The sequence below is a fragment of the Maribacter sp. R86514 genome (assembly GCF_044597005.1).
GTDB lineage: Bacteria > Bacteroidota > Bacteroidia > Flavobacteriales > Flavobacteriaceae > Maribacter.
The window spans coordinates 451,037-470,562 of record NZ_CP138999.1; the positions used below are offsets into that span (position 1 = coordinate 451,037).

The 19,526-nt window shown below is 38.1% G+C and carries 16 protein-coding genes; 10 read left to right on the top strand and 6 right to left on the bottom strand.

All coding sequences use genetic code 11. The features are described from left to right. Positions 1–8 precede the first annotated feature (8 nt). Both SJY30_RS01875 and SJY30_RS01880 read right to left on the bottom strand, forming a co-directional pair. Positions 9–1,262, bottom strand: coding sequence for a glycoside hydrolase family 117 protein (locus tag SJY30_RS01875; RefSeq protein ID WP_396633926.1), 1,254 nt, complete (start codon positions 1,260–1,262; stop codon positions 9–11). Between the two features lie 112 nt (positions 1,263–1,374). Next, positions 1,375–2,250 (bottom strand): helix-turn-helix domain-containing protein, encoded by an 876-nt coding sequence (locus tag SJY30_RS01880; protein WP_396633927.1) that lies wholly within the window; start codon positions 2,248–2,250, stop codon positions 1,375–1,377. 91 nt (positions 2,251–2,341) lie between these two features. Here SJY30_RS01880 and SJY30_RS01885 point away from each other — a divergent pair, with 91 nt between their 5' ends. From SJY30_RS01885 to SJY30_RS01905, 5 genes are all read left to right on the top strand, one after another. Further along, complete coding sequence (locus tag SJY30_RS01885) at positions 2,342–3,679, top strand: Gfo/Idh/MocA family protein (RefSeq protein WP_396633928.1); 1,338 nt, start codon at positions 2,342–2,344, stop codon at positions 3,677–3,679. A gap of 131 nt (positions 3,680–3,810) precedes the next feature. Beyond that, a complete protein-coding gene (locus SJY30_RS01890) occupies positions 3,811–7,032 on the top strand; it encodes a PSD1 and planctomycete cytochrome C domain-containing protein (protein ID WP_396633929.1) in 3,222 nt (1,073 codons plus the stop codon). Positions 7,033–7,043: 11 nt separating this feature from the next. Further along, positions 7,044–8,546 carry a DUF1501 domain-containing protein gene (locus SJY30_RS01895; RefSeq protein ID WP_396633930.1) on the top strand — a complete coding sequence of 501 codons (1,503 nt, stop codon included), beginning with the start codon at positions 7,044–7,046 and terminating at the stop codon, positions 8,544–8,546. Between the two features lie 10 nt (positions 8,547–8,556). After that, positions 8,557–9,687, top strand: a complete 1,131-nt coding sequence (locus tag SJY30_RS01900; RefSeq protein ID WP_396633931.1) for a 6-bladed beta-propeller — start codon at positions 8,557–8,559, stop codon at positions 9,685–9,687. A gap of 14 nt (positions 9,688–9,701) precedes the next feature. Continuing rightward, positions 9,702–11,093: a c-type cytochrome domain-containing protein gene (locus tag SJY30_RS01905; protein WP_396633932.1), complete on the top strand. Its 1,392-nt coding sequence runs from the start codon at positions 9,702–9,704 to the stop codon at positions 11,091–11,093. A gap of 3 nt (positions 11,094–11,096) precedes the next feature. On the opposite strand, the gene SJY30_RS01910 is transcribed toward SJY30_RS01905, so the two are convergent. Beyond that, entirely contained in the window at positions 11,097–11,942 is an 846-nt protein-coding gene (locus tag SJY30_RS01910; protein WP_396633933.1) for an AraC family transcriptional regulator, read from the bottom strand. A 197-nt stretch (positions 11,943–12,139) separates the two neighbouring features. On the opposite strand from SJY30_RS01910, the gene SJY30_RS01915 reads away from it, so the two are divergent. From SJY30_RS01915 to SJY30_RS01935, 5 genes are read left to right on the top strand one after another with little or no spacing between them, the layout of a single operon-like run. Next, positions 12,140–13,297: a cytochrome P450 gene (locus tag SJY30_RS01915; protein ID WP_396633934.1), complete on the top strand. Its 1,158-nt coding sequence runs from the start codon at positions 12,140–12,142 to the stop codon at positions 13,295–13,297. A 1-nt stretch (position 13,298) separates the two neighbouring features. Further along, entirely contained in the window at positions 13,299–13,607 is a 309-nt protein-coding gene (locus tag SJY30_RS01920; protein ID WP_396633935.1) for a 2Fe-2S iron-sulfur cluster-binding protein, read from the top strand. 8 nt (positions 13,608–13,615) lie between these two features. Further along, complete coding sequence (locus tag SJY30_RS01925) at positions 13,616–14,884, top strand: NAD(P)/FAD-dependent oxidoreductase (RefSeq protein WP_396633936.1); 1,269 nt, start codon at positions 13,616–13,618, stop codon at positions 14,882–14,884. Then, a complete protein-coding gene (locus SJY30_RS01930) occupies positions 14,874–15,992 on the top strand; it encodes a Zn-dependent alcohol dehydrogenase (protein ID WP_396633937.1) in 1,119 nt (372 codons plus the stop codon). Before SJY30_RS01925 ends, SJY30_RS01930 begins: the two co-directional genes overlap by 11 nt. A 3-nt stretch (positions 15,993–15,995) precedes the next feature. Further along, a complete protein-coding gene (locus tag SJY30_RS01935) occupies positions 15,996–16,805 on the top strand; it encodes an alpha/beta hydrolase (protein WP_396633938.1) in 810 nt (269 codons plus the stop codon). Here SJY30_RS01935 and SJY30_RS01940 read toward each other — a convergent pair. The 3 genes from SJY30_RS01940 to SJY30_RS01950 are packed head-to-tail and all read right to left on the bottom strand — an operon-like array spanning position 16,788 to position 19,512. Next, positions 16,788–18,065, bottom strand: coding sequence for a TRAP transporter large permease (locus SJY30_RS01940; RefSeq protein WP_396633939.1), 1,278 nt, complete (start codon positions 18,063–18,065; stop codon positions 16,788–16,790). The genes SJY30_RS01935 and SJY30_RS01940 overlap by 18 nt on opposite strands. Beyond that, positions 18,062–18,532: a TRAP transporter small permease gene (locus SJY30_RS01945; protein ID WP_396633940.1), complete on the bottom strand. Its 471-nt coding sequence runs from the start codon at positions 18,530–18,532 to the stop codon at positions 18,062–18,064. Before SJY30_RS01945 ends, SJY30_RS01940 begins: the two co-directional genes overlap by 4 nt. Beyond that, complete coding sequence (locus SJY30_RS01950) at positions 18,529–19,512, bottom strand: TRAP transporter substrate-binding protein (RefSeq protein ID WP_396633941.1); 984 nt, start codon at positions 19,510–19,512, stop codon at positions 18,529–18,531. Before SJY30_RS01950 ends, SJY30_RS01945 begins: the two co-directional genes overlap by 4 nt. Positions 19,513–19,526: the final 14 nt, after the last annotated feature.

Here is a 19,526-nt window from a genome sequence, read left to right on the forward strand (position 1 = left end):
ATAGCATCTTATTTTTCCTTAACAGCTTTATTTTGAGCTTCAATACGCTGTTGCTGCTTTTTGCTTAATCCTAGTTTATAAAAATCACTTGGTTTGTAATGCCAAATATTAGAATGGGTTTTCATTTCTTGATCATCGATCTCTAAACTTAAGTCGCAGTCAAATCGCATTAAAATAGAATACTGTTTGCCTTTGCTGCCCGCTGTAATGGCATGAGATATTCCCCAGGTAATACCTTTGCCATAATCAGTGTTTGTGAAGGCATCTGGAATATATGGTCCGCCAGCAATTGGCATTAAAGAGTTGGTAATGGCTGCAATAGAAAAGTTAACACCATCGGGCGCATATTGAATGGTAAAATGTTCGTTACCGTCTTTGATTACCAATGCGGCAATACCTTCTTTAAATGGGAATAATGTGGTTTCGTGCCCAGAATTCAATACCGGATTTAAGGGGCTTTTGGTAAACGGACCAAGCGGGTTGTCTGCGGTAGCCAAACCTTGCATGCGCACCAACTTAGGGTCTCCATCAAAATCGGACTTATAGTATAAATATATTTTATCGTTATAAACCAGCGGGTATGGGTCGTGAATAGAAAATTGGTCCCATGCACCTTTATCCCCATTAGGAATTACAATTTCGTTGTGGGCTGTCCAAGGTCCGTCAGGAGAATCGGCATACGAAACAGCAACGGGGCAGTCATCACCTCTTTTTCCACTTGCCTCCATAAAACCTTGATAGTAAAGGTAGTATTTGCCTTTGTAAACCAAGATGTCCGTCGTTGAAACAGAGCGCCATCCTACTTGGGGTTTTTCAGGTCTCTTTATAGCTACGCCCTGTTCTTCCCAAGTTATTCCATCTTCACTGGTAGCATACCAGATTTCGGCAAGATCCCAGTCGCTAGAAGGTATGGTATCGTTGCTTTTGTCAGCACCTTGCGGCGGAGTACTAGTGTGTCGGTATGTGTACCAAACGTAATATTTACCATTGTGGAATATAACTTTAGAAGGGTCTCTTCTAGAAATAGTACCGTCGCCATTATTATAATCAAATCCCTTTAACTCGGTGTATTTAAATTGAGAATAAAGTTCGTTATCTTCTGGGCGTGGAGCTAAATATTGATCATAATTCCGTTGCATGGCAAGGCTCAATGGCTGATCGGGTTTCTCTTTGGGCAGATGAAAAGGAAAAGCTTTTTGGGCATTTGTTGAATAACCTAAAAAAGCAAAAAAAAGTAGAAGGGTAACGCGCTTTAAATTCATAATTACAAAGTGTATTTAATTATGATTCAAGATAAAGTAAATACCCAGCACCTAAATTAAGTGCTGTGGTCATTAATGCAACAAGTGATCAAAACAGTACCACAAATGATTATTAGAGAGTAGAAGTTTGGTTTTTGCGATATTTTCCAGGGGTAACTCCCGTTATTTTTTTGAAAGTTCTAGAGAAATAGGATAAATTTTCCATTCCTATTTTATGTGAAATCTCCTCTAATGTATCATTGGTGGTCCAGAGCAATAATTGTGCACGTTCAATTCTTTTGGTCTGTATATATTTTAAAGGCCTCATTGCAAACTGTTGCAAAAATAGTCTAGAAAAATGATCGGCACTCATGTGGTATCTTTTTGCTAAATCTTGCACCTCTAGTACCTGGTCTAAATGTTCGGCAATGTAAAATAGAACATCATCTAACCTTCCGTAAGATGAGATGTTAGAGTTATTGGCGGGCTCATTTTTAATAAAGCGAGAAAGTAATATGGTCAATATACCTTGGGTTTCTAGATAGCGTTGTGTCTTCATCTGGGCATTGTCTTTATTAAATCGTAAAAGTTCTTGTGGTTTATGCAAGTACGCTTTAGGATCACTGTTTACGATGTTTCTTTTTGGGTACATGTTCGTTAAACGCTTAAAAAATAAATGATCGCCCTCATTAATGGGTACTTCGTAAATAAAGGATCTTAAATTGTAAATGGATAATCCCGTTCTTATTTCCTCAAAAAAACTAATGTAGAACTGTTCATGATAATCTTCACATCTATACGTATTGTATACATAACTGGGAATAAGGTACATATACCCTTGCTTTAAGGTGTAGGTTTTGTTGTTATGATAAACGGTGGCAGAACCCTTGGTTACATAAAATAAGCGGGTAAACGGACTAATGACATTATCAAAATTCCATTCTTTGCCCAGTTTGGCGTAGCCTGTATGTAACAGACTTATTTTAAGCGATTGTATCAGTTCTAGCATAATAAAAACATTTGTTGTACTTAAAAGAATATATGTATAAGAGCTCTTGATACAAGTAATTTAACTTTAGATACAACCAATTATATAACAGATGAAAAAAGATAATACGAACTCTAAGGTGGTGAAAAAGTCGGAATTGAACAAAAATAATATACAACTATCAAGAAGAAATTTTATTACGAGAACAGCTTTAGCTGCCGGGGCAGTTACCATTATTCCTAGACATGTATTGGGGAAAGGGTTTGTAGCACCTAGCGATAAAATAAATTTAGGATTTATCGGATTGGGAAAACAAAGTAGAGGGTTGGCTAAGAATTTTATAAAGAACAATGCGGAAATTATAGCATGTTCAGATGTGTGGACTACAAAGAACAAATGGTTTGTAAATCATGTGTCCGATAGTCATTTGAAGATATTTGAATCGACTAGAAAAAATACGGTAGATACTTACTTAGATTATAACGAATTATTAGAGAATTCGAAAATAGATGCCGTAGTAATAGCTTCACCAGATCATTGGCATGCTAAACATGTAATGGATAGCTTAAAAGCAAATAAAGATGTTTATTGCGAAAAACCACTTTCCCATAATATTAAGGAAGGAAGAAATATGGTGAAAGCGGTAGAACGTTCAGGTAAAGTATTACAGGTTGGTAGCATGCAGCGGTCTTGGGATAGTTTTAGAAAAGCATGCGAACTGGTTAGAAATGGTTATCTGGGAGAAATAAAGCGTGTAGAGGTAAATGTAGGTGATCCTGCAAAGGCATATGATTTAAGCGAAGAAGCCATGCCAAGTGAAATTAATTGGAACAATTGGTGTGGTCCTGCGCCACTGCTAAATTATAATCATAGACTGGCACCCTCGAACAATGATGTAAAGTTTTGGCCAGACTGGCGTTTGTTTGAAGAAACGGGTGGCGGTATACTATCTGATTGGGGCGCACATATGTTCGATATCGTGCAATGGGCTTTGGGAATGGATCATACGGGACCAGTAGAACTAGTGCCTCCAGCAGACCCAACTGCAGTGAGAGGTTTAAAAATATATTATGCAAATGGTATAGAGGTTGAGCATAAAGATTTTGGCAAGGGCTGGGGTGTGCGTTTCTTTGGTACTGATGGTCAAATGGATATCAGTAGAGGATATTTTGAAACAACACCAGCTAGCTTGTTAGATACCGATTATACATCCTTGAATGAAAAACTAATTCGTTCTGAAAATCACTACAGTAACTGGTTAGATGCTATCAAAAATGGAGGTACACCTATTTGCGATGTGGAAACAGGACATAGAAGTGCCAGTATATGTCATTTATCCAACATTGCATATAAATTGAATAGGCCTTTGCAGTGGAATTCTGAAAAAGAAAAGTTTTTCAAAGATTCTGAAGCTAACCGATTACGGTCAAGAAAAGAACGCAGATTTTAGAATAAACTCGTATGTCGGAAATGTACATATTTTAGCCTTTTTTTGGTATTGTACGGCCGTTACTCTTCTTATAGATTTGACTAAACTGAAAACAACAGAAATAAATGCACATGTTAAAACGATTTTTCCTTTTGCCAATAGTAGTATTGGTAGCCTCTTGTGGCGGACCCGAGTTGCCAGAAGAAGTAGCTTTGGAGTATGAAGCATTGCCGAAAACATTAGATTTTAATCAGCATGTGAAACCTATTCTTTCAGATAAATGTTACCTATGTCATGGACCGGATGCCGGTAATATAAAGGGTGGTCTGCAATTGCACTCGGCAGAGACGGCCTATTCCGAATTATCTGAGAATCCAGGAAATTTTGCTATAGTGCCCGGTAAATTGGGTAAAAGTGAAATGTTCCATAGAATAATGACTACAGATCCTAATTTAATAATGCCTTCTCCAGATTCTCATTTAACGCTTACAGATAAAGAAAAGGCGGTGTTGGTAAAGTGGATAGAAGATGGTGCCGAGTATAAAGACCACTGGGCATTCTTAAAGCCTGAAAAACATAAGATTCCCAAAATCAATAATGAAGAGCAGGTAGCCAACCCCATAGATAATTTTGTCATCGCACAATTAGTACCACATGATTTGAAATTATCTGAAAAGGCAGATAAAGAGACCTTGTTGCGTAGAGCTTCTATAGATTTAACGGGCTTACAGCCAACTTTAGAACATATTGAGGAATTTGTAAACAATAATTCGCCCAATGCCTTTGAAAAACAGGTAGATCGTATGTTGGCTTCAGAAAAATATGGAGAGCAACGTACGTTAGACTGGATGGATTTGGCAAGATATGCAGATACCCATGGTTATAGTGTAGACAGGTATAGAGACACTTCGCCTTACCGAGATTGGGTAATAAAGGCTTTCAATGAAAATATGCCTTATGACCAGTTTATATTATGGCAGTTGGCAGGGGATATGTTACCTAACGCAACGCGAGAACAAAAACTGGCAACTACCTTTAATCGTTTGCATCCACAAAATATGGAGGGTGGTATTATCGACGAAGAATTTAGGATAGAATATGTAGCTGATCGCTCTCATGTTGCCAGTCAGGGTTTTTTAGGTTTGACCATGGAATGTGCCAAATGTCATGATCATAAATATGACCCGATTTCTCAAAAGAACTATTTTGAAATGTTCAGTTTCTTTAACAATGTAGATGAAACCGGACTTATATCATGGGATAATGCTACACCGGTACCGGCCATGATGATCCCAACGGATGAGCAAGAAAAAGTATTGGCGTATTTAGAAACCTTGGTAAGTGAAAAAGAGGAAAAAGTAACTGAAACTTTTAAAACTGAAGCGGAAAAGGCTGAAGATTGGCTAAAACAAGAAAAATATAAGGAAATCTCTATTTCGGCAAAACCTGATAATATAGTGGCTGCTATGAATTTTGATCAGGGAAAATTATTAAATACTATTGGCGGTAATGGCAAAAACAACATTCGTATGCGCCAACAATTCGTAGATAATGAAAAACCGGTTTATAAAGAAGGTAGTCATGGTAAAGGATTGTTCATGGATGGCGATACTTGGTTAGATCTAGATAAAATTGGCATTTACCAACGTGCAGAGTCTTTTTCTATTGGCATAGAGGTTTTTGTACCGACAGACCTTGAAACCGGAGTGATTTTTCATAAAATGAATAGTCCTGAATTGCATAGTTTCAGAGGTTATCACCTTAAAATAAAAGATAATAAAATAGAGGCTTTATTGGCACACGTTTGGTCAGATAACGCTTTGGTAGTAGAATCTTTAGAGGAAATTCCGAAAGAAAAATGGGTGCAGTTAACCCTTACCTATAACGGCAGCAGTAAGGCAGATGGTGTATCTATTTATATGGACGGTAAAAAACTAAGAACCAAAACGCTGTATGATAATCTGTACAAAGACATTATTTTTCATGGACTGCAATTATATGAGAACAGCCCTATTATAGAGCCAGGCTTGCGAGTAGGTGCGGTCTGGAGAGGTAAAGGAATACGAGGTGCCGTTGTAGATAATCTTATTGTTTTTGAAAAAGAGCTAACACCAATAGAAGTGTTACAAATCTCCAATAAACAACATTTGTCTACTTTAAAAGAGAAGTCTTATGCCAGTTTAACGGCTGATGAAAAATCTGAATTAAAGCAGTATTATATCTCCGTCAATTCCAAAAAGTATAGTAAAGCAATTAAGGAATTGGAAAAGAATCGCTTGGTACTTGCAGATAGTACGGATAATGTAAAGCAGATTATGGTAATGAAAGAGAGCAAGCAAAAAAGGCAAGCGTATCTTTTAGATCGTGGTCAGTACGATCAACCTACCGATTCTGTTTTTCCTAATACACCAGAGGCCATTTTTCCATTTTCCGATAAGTTCGAAAAAAATAGGATCGGTTTGGCAAAATGGATTACTGATAAAGACAACCCGTTAACAGCTAGAGTTACCGTTAACAGATATTGGCAACATCTTTTTGGAACCGGAATCGTAAAAACCGTAGAAGATTTTGGAAATCAGGGAGAACTACCATCACATCCCAAATTATTAGACTGGCTTGCCATAGAGTTTATGGAATCTGGTTGGGACGTAAAAGCGTTGCATAAACTAATAGTGATGTCCAATACTTATCAACAGAGTAGTATTGCCAGTGCTGATTTGTTAGAGCTAGATGGCGAAAACAGACTATTGGCCAGAGGACCGTCTAAAAGACTGTCCGGTGAAATGTTAAGGGACAATGCGCTTTTTGCTTCAGGTTTATTGAACGAAAAAATTGGAGGGGAGAGTGTGTACCCGTATCAACCACCGGGCTTATGGCGGGTAACCGGAGATGAATATGCACAAGGGCAAGGCGAAGAACTATATAGAAGAAGTATATACACGGTTTGGAAAAGGGCAGTGCCGCATCCTACCATTTCTACTTTTGATGTACCGTCTCGTGATCTTTGTACAACAAGAAGGCAAGAAACGAATACACCGTTACAAGCGTTGGTGCTGCTAAACGACCCAACCTTCGTTGAAGCGGCAAGGGTTCTGGGTAAAAAGATGGTAGATTATAAAAATATAGAGGAGGGAATAGCAAAAACGTATAAAAAACTTACCGGCAGAACCATCAAGAAACAAGAATTGACCATACTAACCGATCTGCAGCATACAGAATTTGAAAAGTTTAAAAATAATAATTCAAAAGCACAGGGCTGGATAAGTATTGGGGAATACAAAATAGCACTTACAGATGATATTGCCCTAGTAGCAGCTAATGCCGTGGTAGCATCTACCATTATTAATTCAGATGCATTTATTACCAAACGATAAAAGAAGACATTATGTGCGACCATCATGATCCATTACGCTCTAATAATAAGGATTTTCAAGATATTGAAAAACAATTGGACCGTAGACATTTTTTAAAGAAAACTTCTTTAGGCATAGGTGCTTTGGCATTGGGCAGTTTGCTCGGTGCGGATAAGGCATGGGGCGCTATTGGCAATTCTAGCGATTCGGTAAATAATTTTACGCGTAACAAACTAGGTTTGCCCCATCATTTGCCCAAAGCCAAACGAATAATTTACTTGTTTCAAAGTGGAGGACCATCGCAGCTAGATTTATTTGATTATAAACCCGGGTTGGTAGATATGTTCGGTAAAGACTTACCAGAGACCATCATTGGTGGTCAGCGCCTTACGGGTATGAGCGGTAGCCAATCTACCCTGCCCGTTGCACCATCTATATTCGATTTCAAACAACATGGGGAATCCAGAGCATGGGTTAGTGAACTTATGCCACATACTGCCGAGATTGTGGATGATTTGTGTTTTGTGAAATCAATGCAAACAGATCAAATAAATCATACCCCGGCGGTAACGTTCATGCAGACCGGGCATCAATTACCGGGTAGGCCGTCAATAGGTTCTTGGTTAAGTTATGGTTTGGGATCGGATAATGAGAATTTGCCCACTTTCATCACTTTGGTATCTAAAAATGGCACAGGGCAGCCGCTGAAAGCTGGTTTGTGGGGTAATGGTTTTTTACCAACAGAACACCAAGGGGTACAATTTCGTTCTGGTAAAGACCCGGTATTGTACTTGAATAATCCTGATAATTATGACGGTAAGGATCGTAAACAAATGTTAGATTATTTAGGTAAGCTAAACAGTATTCAGCATGATGCATATGGAGATAAGGAAATACAGTCGCGCATGGCGCAGTACGAAATGGCTTTCCGCATGCAGACCTCTATACCAGAAGTTACGGACACTAAAGATGAGCCAGAGCATATATTTGAAATGTATGGAAAGGACAGTAAAGATCCTGGTACCTATGCGGCGAACTGCTTAATGGCACGTAAATTATTGGAGAAGGGAGTAAAATTTGTTCAACTATACCACCAAGGGTGGGATCAACATATTGGTTGCCCTAACGGAGTAAAATTTAAAGCAAAACAGACCGATCAGGCCACAGCGGCATTGATTAAAGATTTAAAGCAACGTGGTATGTTAGAAGATACACTAGTTGTTTGGGGTGGCGAGTTTGGTAGAACGGTATATTCACAAGGGCAATTGACCAAAGAGAATTATGGTAGAGATCATCACCCAAAAGCATTTACCATGTGGATGGCGGGAGCTGGGGTAAAACCAGGAATGACGTATGGCCAGACCGATGATTTTAGTTACAATGTAACTGAAAACCCGGTACATGTGCACGATTTTCATGCCACTTTATTGCATTTGTTCGGTGTTGATCACGAACGTTTAACCTTTAAACATCAAGGAAGAAGATTTAGATTAACAGATGTGCACGGCCATGTGGTCAAAGATATTTTAACCTAACATATTAAAGATGTCCACAAGACGAAATTTTATAAAAACTACCGGGTTGGCAAGTACAGCGTTGGCAACAACTTCTACGGCATTTGGAGCCACTGTAATTGGTAGCAAAAAGAATACTGATCGTTTATTGAACGAGACGGAAACCATTTTAGGCCATGGCGATTATAAGTATAAGCTCACTAAAAATTGGGCGCAAATTAGTGCTACTAGAATCCCTCTGTTAAACTGCCATGAAATGGTTATGGATAGCAAAGGAAGGTTGATCATGGTAGGCGATCATCCGCAGAACAACATTTTGATTTTTGAAAAATCTGGGAAATTATTGGATTATTGGGGCACGGCATACCAAGGAGGTCACGGATTGACTTTGCACGATGAAGGTGGCGAAGACATGCTCTATATTACCGATTCTGGTTGGGCTTTGGGTAAGGGCAATCAAATGATAAAACATAATGGTCGCGTAGCCAAGACTACTGTAGATGGTAGGGTGTTGTTCGATATTGGTCACCCAATGACTATAGGGATCTACAAATCAGAAGAATCATTTTGTCCAACTGAAACGGCGATTGGACCTAACGGTGATATTTATGTAGCCGATGGTTATGGGGAAAGTAGAATTATTCAATATGATAGTAATGGAAGGTACATTCGCCATTGGGGCGGAACCGAGAATCCTGACCCTAATTACAAATTGGTGAGTGCCCATGGGGTAGCAATAGATTATAGGGAAAAGGGCAATCCAATGGTAGTAGTAACATCAAGATCTCAAGAGTGTTTTAAATACTACACCTTAGATGGTAAGTATGTTAAAACAGTGGAAATGCCTAATATGCAGGTATGTAGAGCAGTTTTTGATGACGATAATTTATATGCCGGGGTTTGTTGGTCTCAGCCTAAAGTTGGTAAAACAAATTGGAAAGACCACACCGGCTTTGTGACCGTAATGGAAGGGGACAAGGTGGTATCTAACCCTGGTGGTACCGAGCCAGCATATAAAAATGGGATATTACAAAAGAGCTATCAGTTAGACGAAAAACCTATTTTACATGGTCATGATGTGTGTGTAGATGAAGATAAAAATTTATACATCTGCCAATGGAATGCAAACCATTCCGCTCCCTATAAATTAGAGCGTGTTTAATATCAAAAAGTAGTATGCAAGAAGTATCGGATTTTGTTTTGTTCTTAGGTAGGTTTCATCCATTGGTGGTGCATTTGCCTATAGGGTTTTTAATGTTTGCCTTAATTTTAGAATTGGCAAATAATTTTACTAATATGAAGCATCTGAACGCTGCCGTACCTTTGGCACTTTTATTCGGTGCTATTTCTGGCACGGTTGCTTGTATTTTGGGCTATATGTTATCGCAAAGTGGCGGTTATGACGAAGATATGCTGAACGGGCACTTTTGGTTCGGTATTGGCACAACACTTCTTGCGTTTTTTGCCTGGGCATTAAAATCGGGTGTACTTAAAATTGCCATCTTACAAAAAGCAAAACCAAATTTAGCCTTGTTGACCGTAATGGTGATTCTATTAAGTGTAACAGGACATTATGGAGGAAATTTAACCCACGGGGAAGATTATCTGGTAAAATACGCACCATTTAGGGAAAAAGAGGAGCCTTTGCCCCAATTGGCAAAGTTAGAAGAAGCTACCGTTTATCCTTATTTAGTAAAACCGGTATTTGAGGCAAAATGCGTAAGCTGCCATAATGAATCTAAAAAGAAAGGCGGTTTAGCAATGCATACTTTTGAAGCCATGGCTTTAGGTGGAGATGGCGGTGCCATCTTCACGGCGGGCGAAGTTGAAGGCTCAGAGTTGATACGAAGAATTACCCTGCCAGAACATCATGACGATGTAATGCCGCCCGAAGGTAAAACCCCACTAACGGAACAAGAAAGTGCCTTGATCAAATTTTGGATAGAACATGGGCAAGCAAATGAAGTAGCGACTTTAGGTGCAACAGAAGTGCCTGAAGATGTATTGGCATATGCAGCATCGACTTTAGGTTTCGCAGCCGCGGGCGTTGGTCAAGGTTCTTCGGAAGTATTGCCAACGGCTAATCCTTTAAATATGGATGTTGTAAATACTATTACGGCAGCAGGTTTTAAGGTGAGAGAGCTTATAGACGGTTCTGGTCTAGTAGAAATTACTTTAGATGATAATAAAATTAATGCATCGAATATGAGTGAATGGGAAGAGCACTTTCAGTCATTAATCCCAGTAAAAGATCAAATATTATGGGCGGATTTTGGAGGAAATGAATTGTCTGATACCATAATGAATCAAATTTCAGGTTTTACAAATCTTAGAAAATTGGTTTTGGATAATACAAGTATTACAGATGCCGCCATACAACCTTTGGCGTCTTTAAATAGTTTAGAATCATTGAATATTTATAATAACAATATTACCAATAGCGTATTACCGACATTAAAAAAGATGACAAACTTGAAAAAGGTGTACATCTGGCAAACACAAATAAGTACAGATGCCATTGAGCAATTATCGGCAGACTCTCAGTTAAAAGTTATTTCAGGCGCTTAAATATTATTTGTTCTCGGTGGCGTGTTGTTTACGGTATAAATTGGGAGTAATATTATATTGTAGTTTAAATTTCTTGAAGAAAAACGGCAGGGTTTCAAATCCGCATTTGTAGGCGATGTCCGCAACGGTCATATCGGTATCAATCAGCATTTTCGCAGCTAAATTTATACGGTATTCGTTGAGGTATACGAAGAACGATCTACCCATCATTTTTTTGAAAAAACGCGAGAATGCTTGCTGCGAAAGGTTGACCATAGCTGCAACCTGCTGTAAAGTTATAGCTGTGTGGTAATTGGCAGAGACAAAATCATGAATAATAGCCATTCTATTATTATGTGCCCACGGTAGTTCTTTGGTGAATTTTGCATTTGATAAAGTGGTGAAATCAGCCTTGGAGAGATCCAGTAAAATGGATAATAAAACTAAATACTGTTCTGCACTTTTGAGATTGGGCAATGATTTTAGGTTTGATAATATGGAAGCTGTAGCAACTTCATTAAATAGAATACCTCTACTTGCTTGTTGCATCATATGATGTAGGGCATCCAATTCTGAAATTGAAGTGAATATTTCCTTATTCCATTGAATTACTATGGATACGCTTTTAGCATCGGCAGAACTCTCATTTTTCCAACAATGGGGTAAGTTAGAATTTAAAAGCACCAATTCACCCGGTTCATAGCCACTAACATAATCACCAATAAATTTAGTGCCTTTACTCTTTTCGATATAGGTTAATTCGCATTGTGGGTGTACATGCCAAGGCGCATCAAAATGGCTGTCCACATATTTGTATGCCAAAATATTACTATTCTCTGAAAAAGGTATGGCTTCTAACTGTGGTTTCATAGGTATTAATATTTACTATTATATCAATATATGTCAATTTATTTTAAAATAATGATAATATAGATTAATTAATTGCAAATATAGACTATAGCAGAAGTCTAATTATTTAAGATTTTTGTAGTAAGACCAGTGTAATTTTATTGAATTAGTAAAAGATGGTCTTTATTAATTGTAAATATTTAAAATTAGAGACCTAAATGAGCGCAAGCAATTTTTCCGATGCATTTAAAGACACAAGGAAAGCCAAGGGAACTTGTCCTTTTAATGACCAAAACGACCCAGTAACCATGTTGTTACGCTTTAAAGATGTTAGGAAAACGGCACATAATACCAAAGGTTTTAGTTCTGCTGCTAAGCCAGGCAGAATTGTAGTTCCATCAGAAGTAAATATTAGAGATACTAGGCAAATTCCGTTTGAAGTAGATCCGCCTGAGCATACAGAATATCGTGCCTTGGTAGAAGATTGGTTCAAACGCCCTCTAGATCCCGATTATGAAAATAAACTAACGCAGATTGTTGAGGCAGAAATCGAACGTGTACTGCAAAAAGGAAGTATAGAAGCCATTTCAGAATTGTCGCTACCCATACAATCAAAAGCATTGACCTTATTGCTGAACATACCTTTAACCGAAGCGCAAACTTGGATTTCTTGGGGAACGCATGTGTTTAGAAGTGAAGATTCTGATTTAGATGCGGATAAAGCTTCTATTTTATATGATTATATAGATGCTGAAATAGATAAGGTCATTGCAGTACCTAATGACAGTTTGTATTCCGTTTTACTGAACTCGGAATATCAAGGTCGTAAAATGACCAAAGAGGAGGTGAAAGGGGTACTTATTTTAACTTTTGCTGGGGGCAGAGATACGGTTATTAATTATTTGACCAATACCATAGCCTATTTAGCAGAACATCCAGAAGCTATTGAGAAATTGCATGATAATCCCACATTGGTGAATACGGCAATAGAAGAATTCGTGCGCTATTTTTCTCCGTTGACGCATATGGGCAGAGTGGTAAAAGAAGAGAAAGAAATTAGCGGGCACGTTGTAAAAGAAGATACCCGTGTATCCTTATGTTGGGCATCTGCCAATAGAGATGAAAGTGTATTTGATAATCCGAACGAGATTGTTTTGGATCGCAAAATGAATCCGCATGTAGCATTCGGTTTTGGTGCCCATAAATGTTTGGGAGCTACACATGCAAGGCAATTGATGAAAGTGTTTTTACGAGTATTTACTGAAAAGGTAAGTACTGTTGAAATTATGGATGCCGCAGAAAATATTGAAGATTGGGGAGCTCATAAACGTAAGGTGGGCTTTAATGAACTAATTATAAAACTAAACGCAAAATAAGATGGCTAAAATAACCTATATCACCAAGGCAGGAGAAGAAATACAACTAGAAGCAAGTACTGGTAGTTTAATGGAGCTGGCTGTAAAGCATAAGGTTACCGGTATAGATGGCGATTGTGGAGGTGTATGTTCCTGTGCTACCTGTCATGTACATGTAGCACCAGCAATCTATCAAAAATTAGAAGCACCAACTGAAATAGAGTCGGATATGCTCGAGTTTGATGATAACGTAAACGAATATAGCCGATTATGCTGTCAAATTCCTATTTCAGAAACCATTGATGGTATAACCGTAAATGTGGCTAACTAAATATACTTGTGGATACTACAAAATTAAATTGCGTAATTATAGGGGCAAGTCACGCTGGTGCCAATTGTGCTCTAGAACTTCGAAAACAAGGTTGGCTGGGTGCTATTTATTTGGTTGATGCCGATGAGTATTTGCCCTACCACAGACCACCCTTGTCCAAAGACTATTTATCCATAGAAGATGTAGAAACTTCTAGCTTTAAACCATTATTTGCTAAAGAGAGATACCTAGAAGAAAACATTACCTTAAAATTAGGTGTTAGTGTAATTAAGGTTGATGAAAAACAGAAGTCGGTAGCTTTGAGTACGGGAGAAATTTTAGACTATGATAAGCTTGTATTGGCTACTGGTGCCTCGGCAATAATTCCACCTATTGAAGGAATATCAGCCTGTAAAAAAGTAAGGGTATTACGTAATGCGGTTGATGCCCTGCAAATACAACAAGATTTTAAGACAAGTGCCAACAAAGAAGTTGTAATAATTGGTGGTGGTTATATTGGGCTGGAAACCGCAGCTTCTTTAAAGAAAATGGGTGGTGATATTACCGTTTTAGAACGTGAAGAACGTATTCTTGCACGCGTAGCTCCTTTGGAATTAGCCAATTATTTTCAAGAATTACATACGGCAAATGGAGTTGAAATTTACACGGGTACATCTGTTGTTAAAATAGAGGAAAAGGAAACTTCTATAGAAATTAAATGTAGTAATGGCAAGGTATATTCTGCAGATGTTTTAATTGTAGGTACTGGCGTAAAACCAAATACACTTTTAGCGGAAGAAATAGGTGCTGAAATTGATAACGGCATTAAGGTAGATGCAAATTTACATACCTCAGTGAAAGATGTGTATGCCATTGGAGATGTTGCCCAATTTTATCATCCCAAATATGAAGCATGGATGCGGTTGGAAAGTGTGCAAAATGCCGTAGATCAGGCAAAAATAGTTGCGGCAAATGTGGTTGGTGAAGCACAGCAATATAGTGCCATACCTTGGTTTTGGTCAGATCAGTTTCACGTAAAATTGCAGATGGTAGGATTATCTAAAGGATATACGAATTTGGTTGTTCGTACGGAGGCTGATAAGGAAGATTGTTTTTCTATATGGTATTTTAAGAATGATGACTTAATTGCTGTAGACGCCGTTAACAATGGTAAAGCCTTTGTGTTAGGGGGTAAGTTTATAAAAAATAATACTTTGGTAGACCCAATTAAAATAGCTGATCATACAATTCCGTTTAAACCCAATAACTTAATTAAAACCGAAACAAATGCCCATTAATGTAAAAGCAGCTATTGCCACAGGTGATGGAAAGTTTAATATAGATACCATAACCATTGATGAGCCCAATAGCGATGAGGTTTTGGTAAAAATGAAAGCAGCCGGACTCTGCCATACGGACTATGACTCCCTTTCATGGGGCAAGCCTATTGTTATGGGGCATGAAGGTGCAGGTATAGTAGAAAAAGTAGGCAATGGAAATTTAGAATTTAAAGTAGGAGATCAAGTCATATTGAATTGGGCGACACCGTGTATGCATTGTTTTCAATGTCAAGAAGGTAATCAGCATATTTGCGATAACAATTCTCCCGTAGTGGCTGGTGGTAATGGACATACTCCTGGGCATGCAAACCTAGAAAGTACCAAATGGAAAGGCAAGGCTATTGAGCGCTCATTTAATTTAGGTTGTTTAAGTGAATATGTTTTAGTGAAAGCCTCTGCCTTGGTAAAGGTGGAAGCAGCGGCATTGAATTTTTCAGCCGCCGCTATAGTTAGTTGCGGGGTCATGACGGGTTACGGCTCCGTAGTTAACGCCGCAAAATTAGATGCAGGTAGTTCGGCTGTAATTTTGGGTTGTGGTGGTGTTGGCTTAAATGTGATCAATGCTTGTAAAATTTCAGGAGCCAATAGGATTATTGCGATAGACATCAATCCTAATAAATTGGAAATGGCTAAAAAGTTTGGAGCTACAGATGTTATTCTAGCCCAAAAAGATGATGAGGGATTGCTAAATGCGGCATCTGAAGTAAAAAAACTACTTGGTTACAAATTAGCAGATTATGCCTTTGAGTGTACTGCTATTCCTGCACTTGGTGCTGCCCCTTTAGCCATGGTGCGCAATGCCGGTACGGCAGTGCAAGTTAGTGGTATAGAAGAAGAAATAACTATTGATATGCGTTTGTTCGAGTGGGATAAAATTTATATGAATCCGCTTTATGGCAAATGTCGCCCACAAATAGATTTTCCTAAAATCATGGGCTTGTATAAAAAGGGGGAATTATTGTTAGATGAGATGATAACCAAAGAATATGAACTGCACCAACTTGATGAAGCCTTTGATGATATGTTGAAAGGTAAAAACGCAAAAGGTGTAATTGTTTTTAAATAAACTATGCAAGGATCATTTAGAACCATAGAACTTTCGGATGCAAATTTTGAGTTTGACGGACTCCGATTTCTAACGGTAAAAACGCCGAATTTAAAGGGTAGGGGAGATATCTGTGTATTTGTTCCAAAAAGCGAAAAGCCACTCAAGAATTTACCTATTTATAGTTTGTTACATGGGGTTTATGGTAGCGCATGGGCTTGGGCTCTAAAAGGAGGTGCACATAAATCGGCACACGAAATGATGCAAAATGGAGAAATAGCACCGGCAATTATAGCTATGCCTTCGGATGGATTATGGGGAGATGGTTCTGCTTATTTTCCACATCACAACAAAGATTTTGCAAAATGGATTGTTGAAGATGTACCATTGGCTATTCAAGAAAACATTCCGGAAGCGGGTGATAAAAGTAAACTTTGTATTGGTGGGTTGTCCATGGGAGGTTATGGTGCTTTAAGTTTGGGCGCAAAATATTCTGATAAGTTTAGTGCTATTTCTGCACACAGTGCCATTACTAAATTAGAAGAAATGGAACTTTTTGTAGAAGAACCTTTAAGTGATTATACCGAAAATGCAACCCAACCTAACGTGGTAGATATAATTACGGATAATAAAACTACATTGCCACCATTACGGTTTGATTGTGGCAAAGCAGATCAACTGATTAATGGTAATAGAGATTTGCATGCGCAATTGACCGAATTGCGAATACCGCATGAATACACAGAGTTTAGTGGTGGGCATCAATGGGAGTATTGGCAAGAACATGTTCGTAAAACCTATTTGTTTTTTAATGCTTCAATCGCCCATAAATAAGTCTGGTAAAAACAGTGTTATTTGTGGAAATAAGGTGATTAAAATCAATACTAAAAAACTAATACCTAGGTAAGGCAAATTCGCTTTGCTTACTTTTTCTAAAGGAACTTTTCCTATACCCGACGCTACAAATAAGCATACCCCTAATGGTGGGGTGGTCAACCCGATAATTAAATTGAGTAATGCGATAATAGCAAAATGAATAGGATCTATATCTACACTTAAAGCCACCTTTAATAAAATTGGGAATAGAATTAAAAGTGCTGCTATGGTTTCCATAAACGTACCCACTAAAATTAAGAGTAGGTTAATAAGTAGCAGCACCACATATTTGTTGTCTGAAAAACCTAAAATCATATTTGAAATCTCATGAGGTACTTTTTCAGAAACCAGGATATACCCAAATAAGTTGGCAAAGCCAATAAGGACCATTAGGCTGGCAGATGTTTTCATGGCATCGATTAAAATAACCATGGTCTTTTTAAAGTTAAGTCGCTTATACACAAAAGTGCCGACTAAAAAGGCATAAAGTACTGCAATGATTGATGCTTCGGTAGGTGTGAAAACTCCACCAATGATTCCGAATAGGATGATAAACGTCATTAACAAAGACCAAAACGTATCTATAAACCCTTTAAATATTTGCTTAAAAGAACTTCGTTTGTATTTGGGGTAATTTCTTTTTTTGGCGATGTAGTAGGTGAGTACCAACATAGCAACACCCAATAATAAGCCGGGTAAAGCTCCTGCTAAAAACAACTTGCCTACCGAAAGTCCGCTTAGCGTAGCAGCGATAATCATGGGTACACTTGGAGGAATTATTGGTCCTACGGTAGAAGAAGATGCGGTTACGGCACAAGCGAAATCGGCATCATAACCTTCCTTTTTCATGGCTGGTATCATTACGGAACCAATACTCGCGGTATCTGAAATTGCCGTACCGGAAATACCTGCAAACAACATAGAAGAACCAATGTTTGCCAAAGCAAGTCCGCCAGGCACATGACCAATAAGGTGATTACAGAATTTTATGATTTTAGAGGTCAACCCACCTTGGTTCATAAGATTACCGGCAATAATGAAACCGGGTATACTCAGTAACACAAAAACATCTATTCCGGAATACATTTTCATGGGCATGATGATAAGGTCGGTACCATTGCAGATTAAAAAAATCATACATGAAATTCCCAATGAAAAAGCGATAGGAAATCGCATTAAAAGGCAAATAACAAAAACAATAAGTAGTATGGCAATCATATTTTAGAGGGTTTATTGCTTTTAGGTTTCTCGTAAATCAAATGCACCAGTATAGAAAGTCCCATAATGGCAATTCCTGAAAAGGATATAGCCATTCTATACTTTAAACTTGGAGACTTTTCAATGGTTCCCATCAATAGAAAATCAATGGCGTGGTAGGTAAATATTAAAACAAAGACCGTGGTCACAGCCCAGATAAAAAACTTGATTATATTTTGGGTATTGGTACTAAACTTTTCGACCAAAAAACCGAAGTCTACATAATACGTACCCCTAACGGCTAATCCAGCAGCGAAGGCAATGGCATAAATAAACGCCACTCTCGCAGCTTCTTCTGTCCAAGATGGGGCTTTTGTCATAAAAAAGCGTCCGTAAATTTGAATTAGTGTAATTGCTATAAACAGTAAGGTACTAATGATAGTTCCCCACTTCATTGCTTTTCTAAAAAACTTAAAGAAAGATATCATGGTAAATCTTTTTTAACGGTGTCATAGGTTTTTTGCATTTCAGGAGATAGCGTTTCATATATGGCGGAACCACATTTTTCAATAAAAGCGGCATTGTCAACATTTATAAAAACCATTCCTTTAACTTCAAGTTCAGCTCTAATTTTTTTCTCGTTTTCTAAGAACAATTCTTGATGATAGGTAATCATTTCCTCGGCAGCCTCTAAAAAGATAGCTTGCAAATCACTAGGTAATTTTTCAAATGATTTTTCGCCGATAACCGGGTAGGTCCAACTAACGACGTGGTTGGTGAGGTTTACATATTTTTGGACTTCATAGAAGCCGGAAACTTTAATAAGTGCCAGGGGATTTTCTTGGGCATCTATAGTACCTTGTTGTAAAGAGGTAAAGACTTCAGAAAAAGCCATTGGTGTGGTTTTGGCACCAAGGGCATCCCAAGCGGTGACAAAAGAAGGAACATTGGGTACACGTAAAATCAAACCCTGTAAATCATCAGGATGCCTTATCGGTTTGTTCGAAGTTAATTGCCGAACACCTGCTTGAAAATAGCCTAAGGGCTTTAGACCGGTTTTTTCTTCCATTACTTGTGAAATGCGCTTTCCTAAAGGCCCTTGCATTAAAATTTCTACATCATCCGGCGTTTTTAATAGAAAGGGTAATTCGCAAAAGGTCATTATCTCTGTCCAATTACTAAGCAGGGAACTAGTGGTGGTCATATCTAAAACACCAGCTTGGATCATTCGAATGGCTTCAACTTCTTTGGCCAGTTGTTCTGAAGGGAAAGTCTCGAGTAATAATCTACCGTTCGATTTCTCTTTTAATCGTTCGCTAAAAAATACAAAGGCTTTGTGCCACGAATGGTCTTCGTTGACCAGCAGACTTGCTTTTAAAACATAAGGTTCTTGCTTTTTGTTCTTGCAGCTATATAAGCTGATCACTAAGAAGCACAGAAAAATGCCTGCTGCTCTTTTTAAAAACATTTTATTCTTGGTTT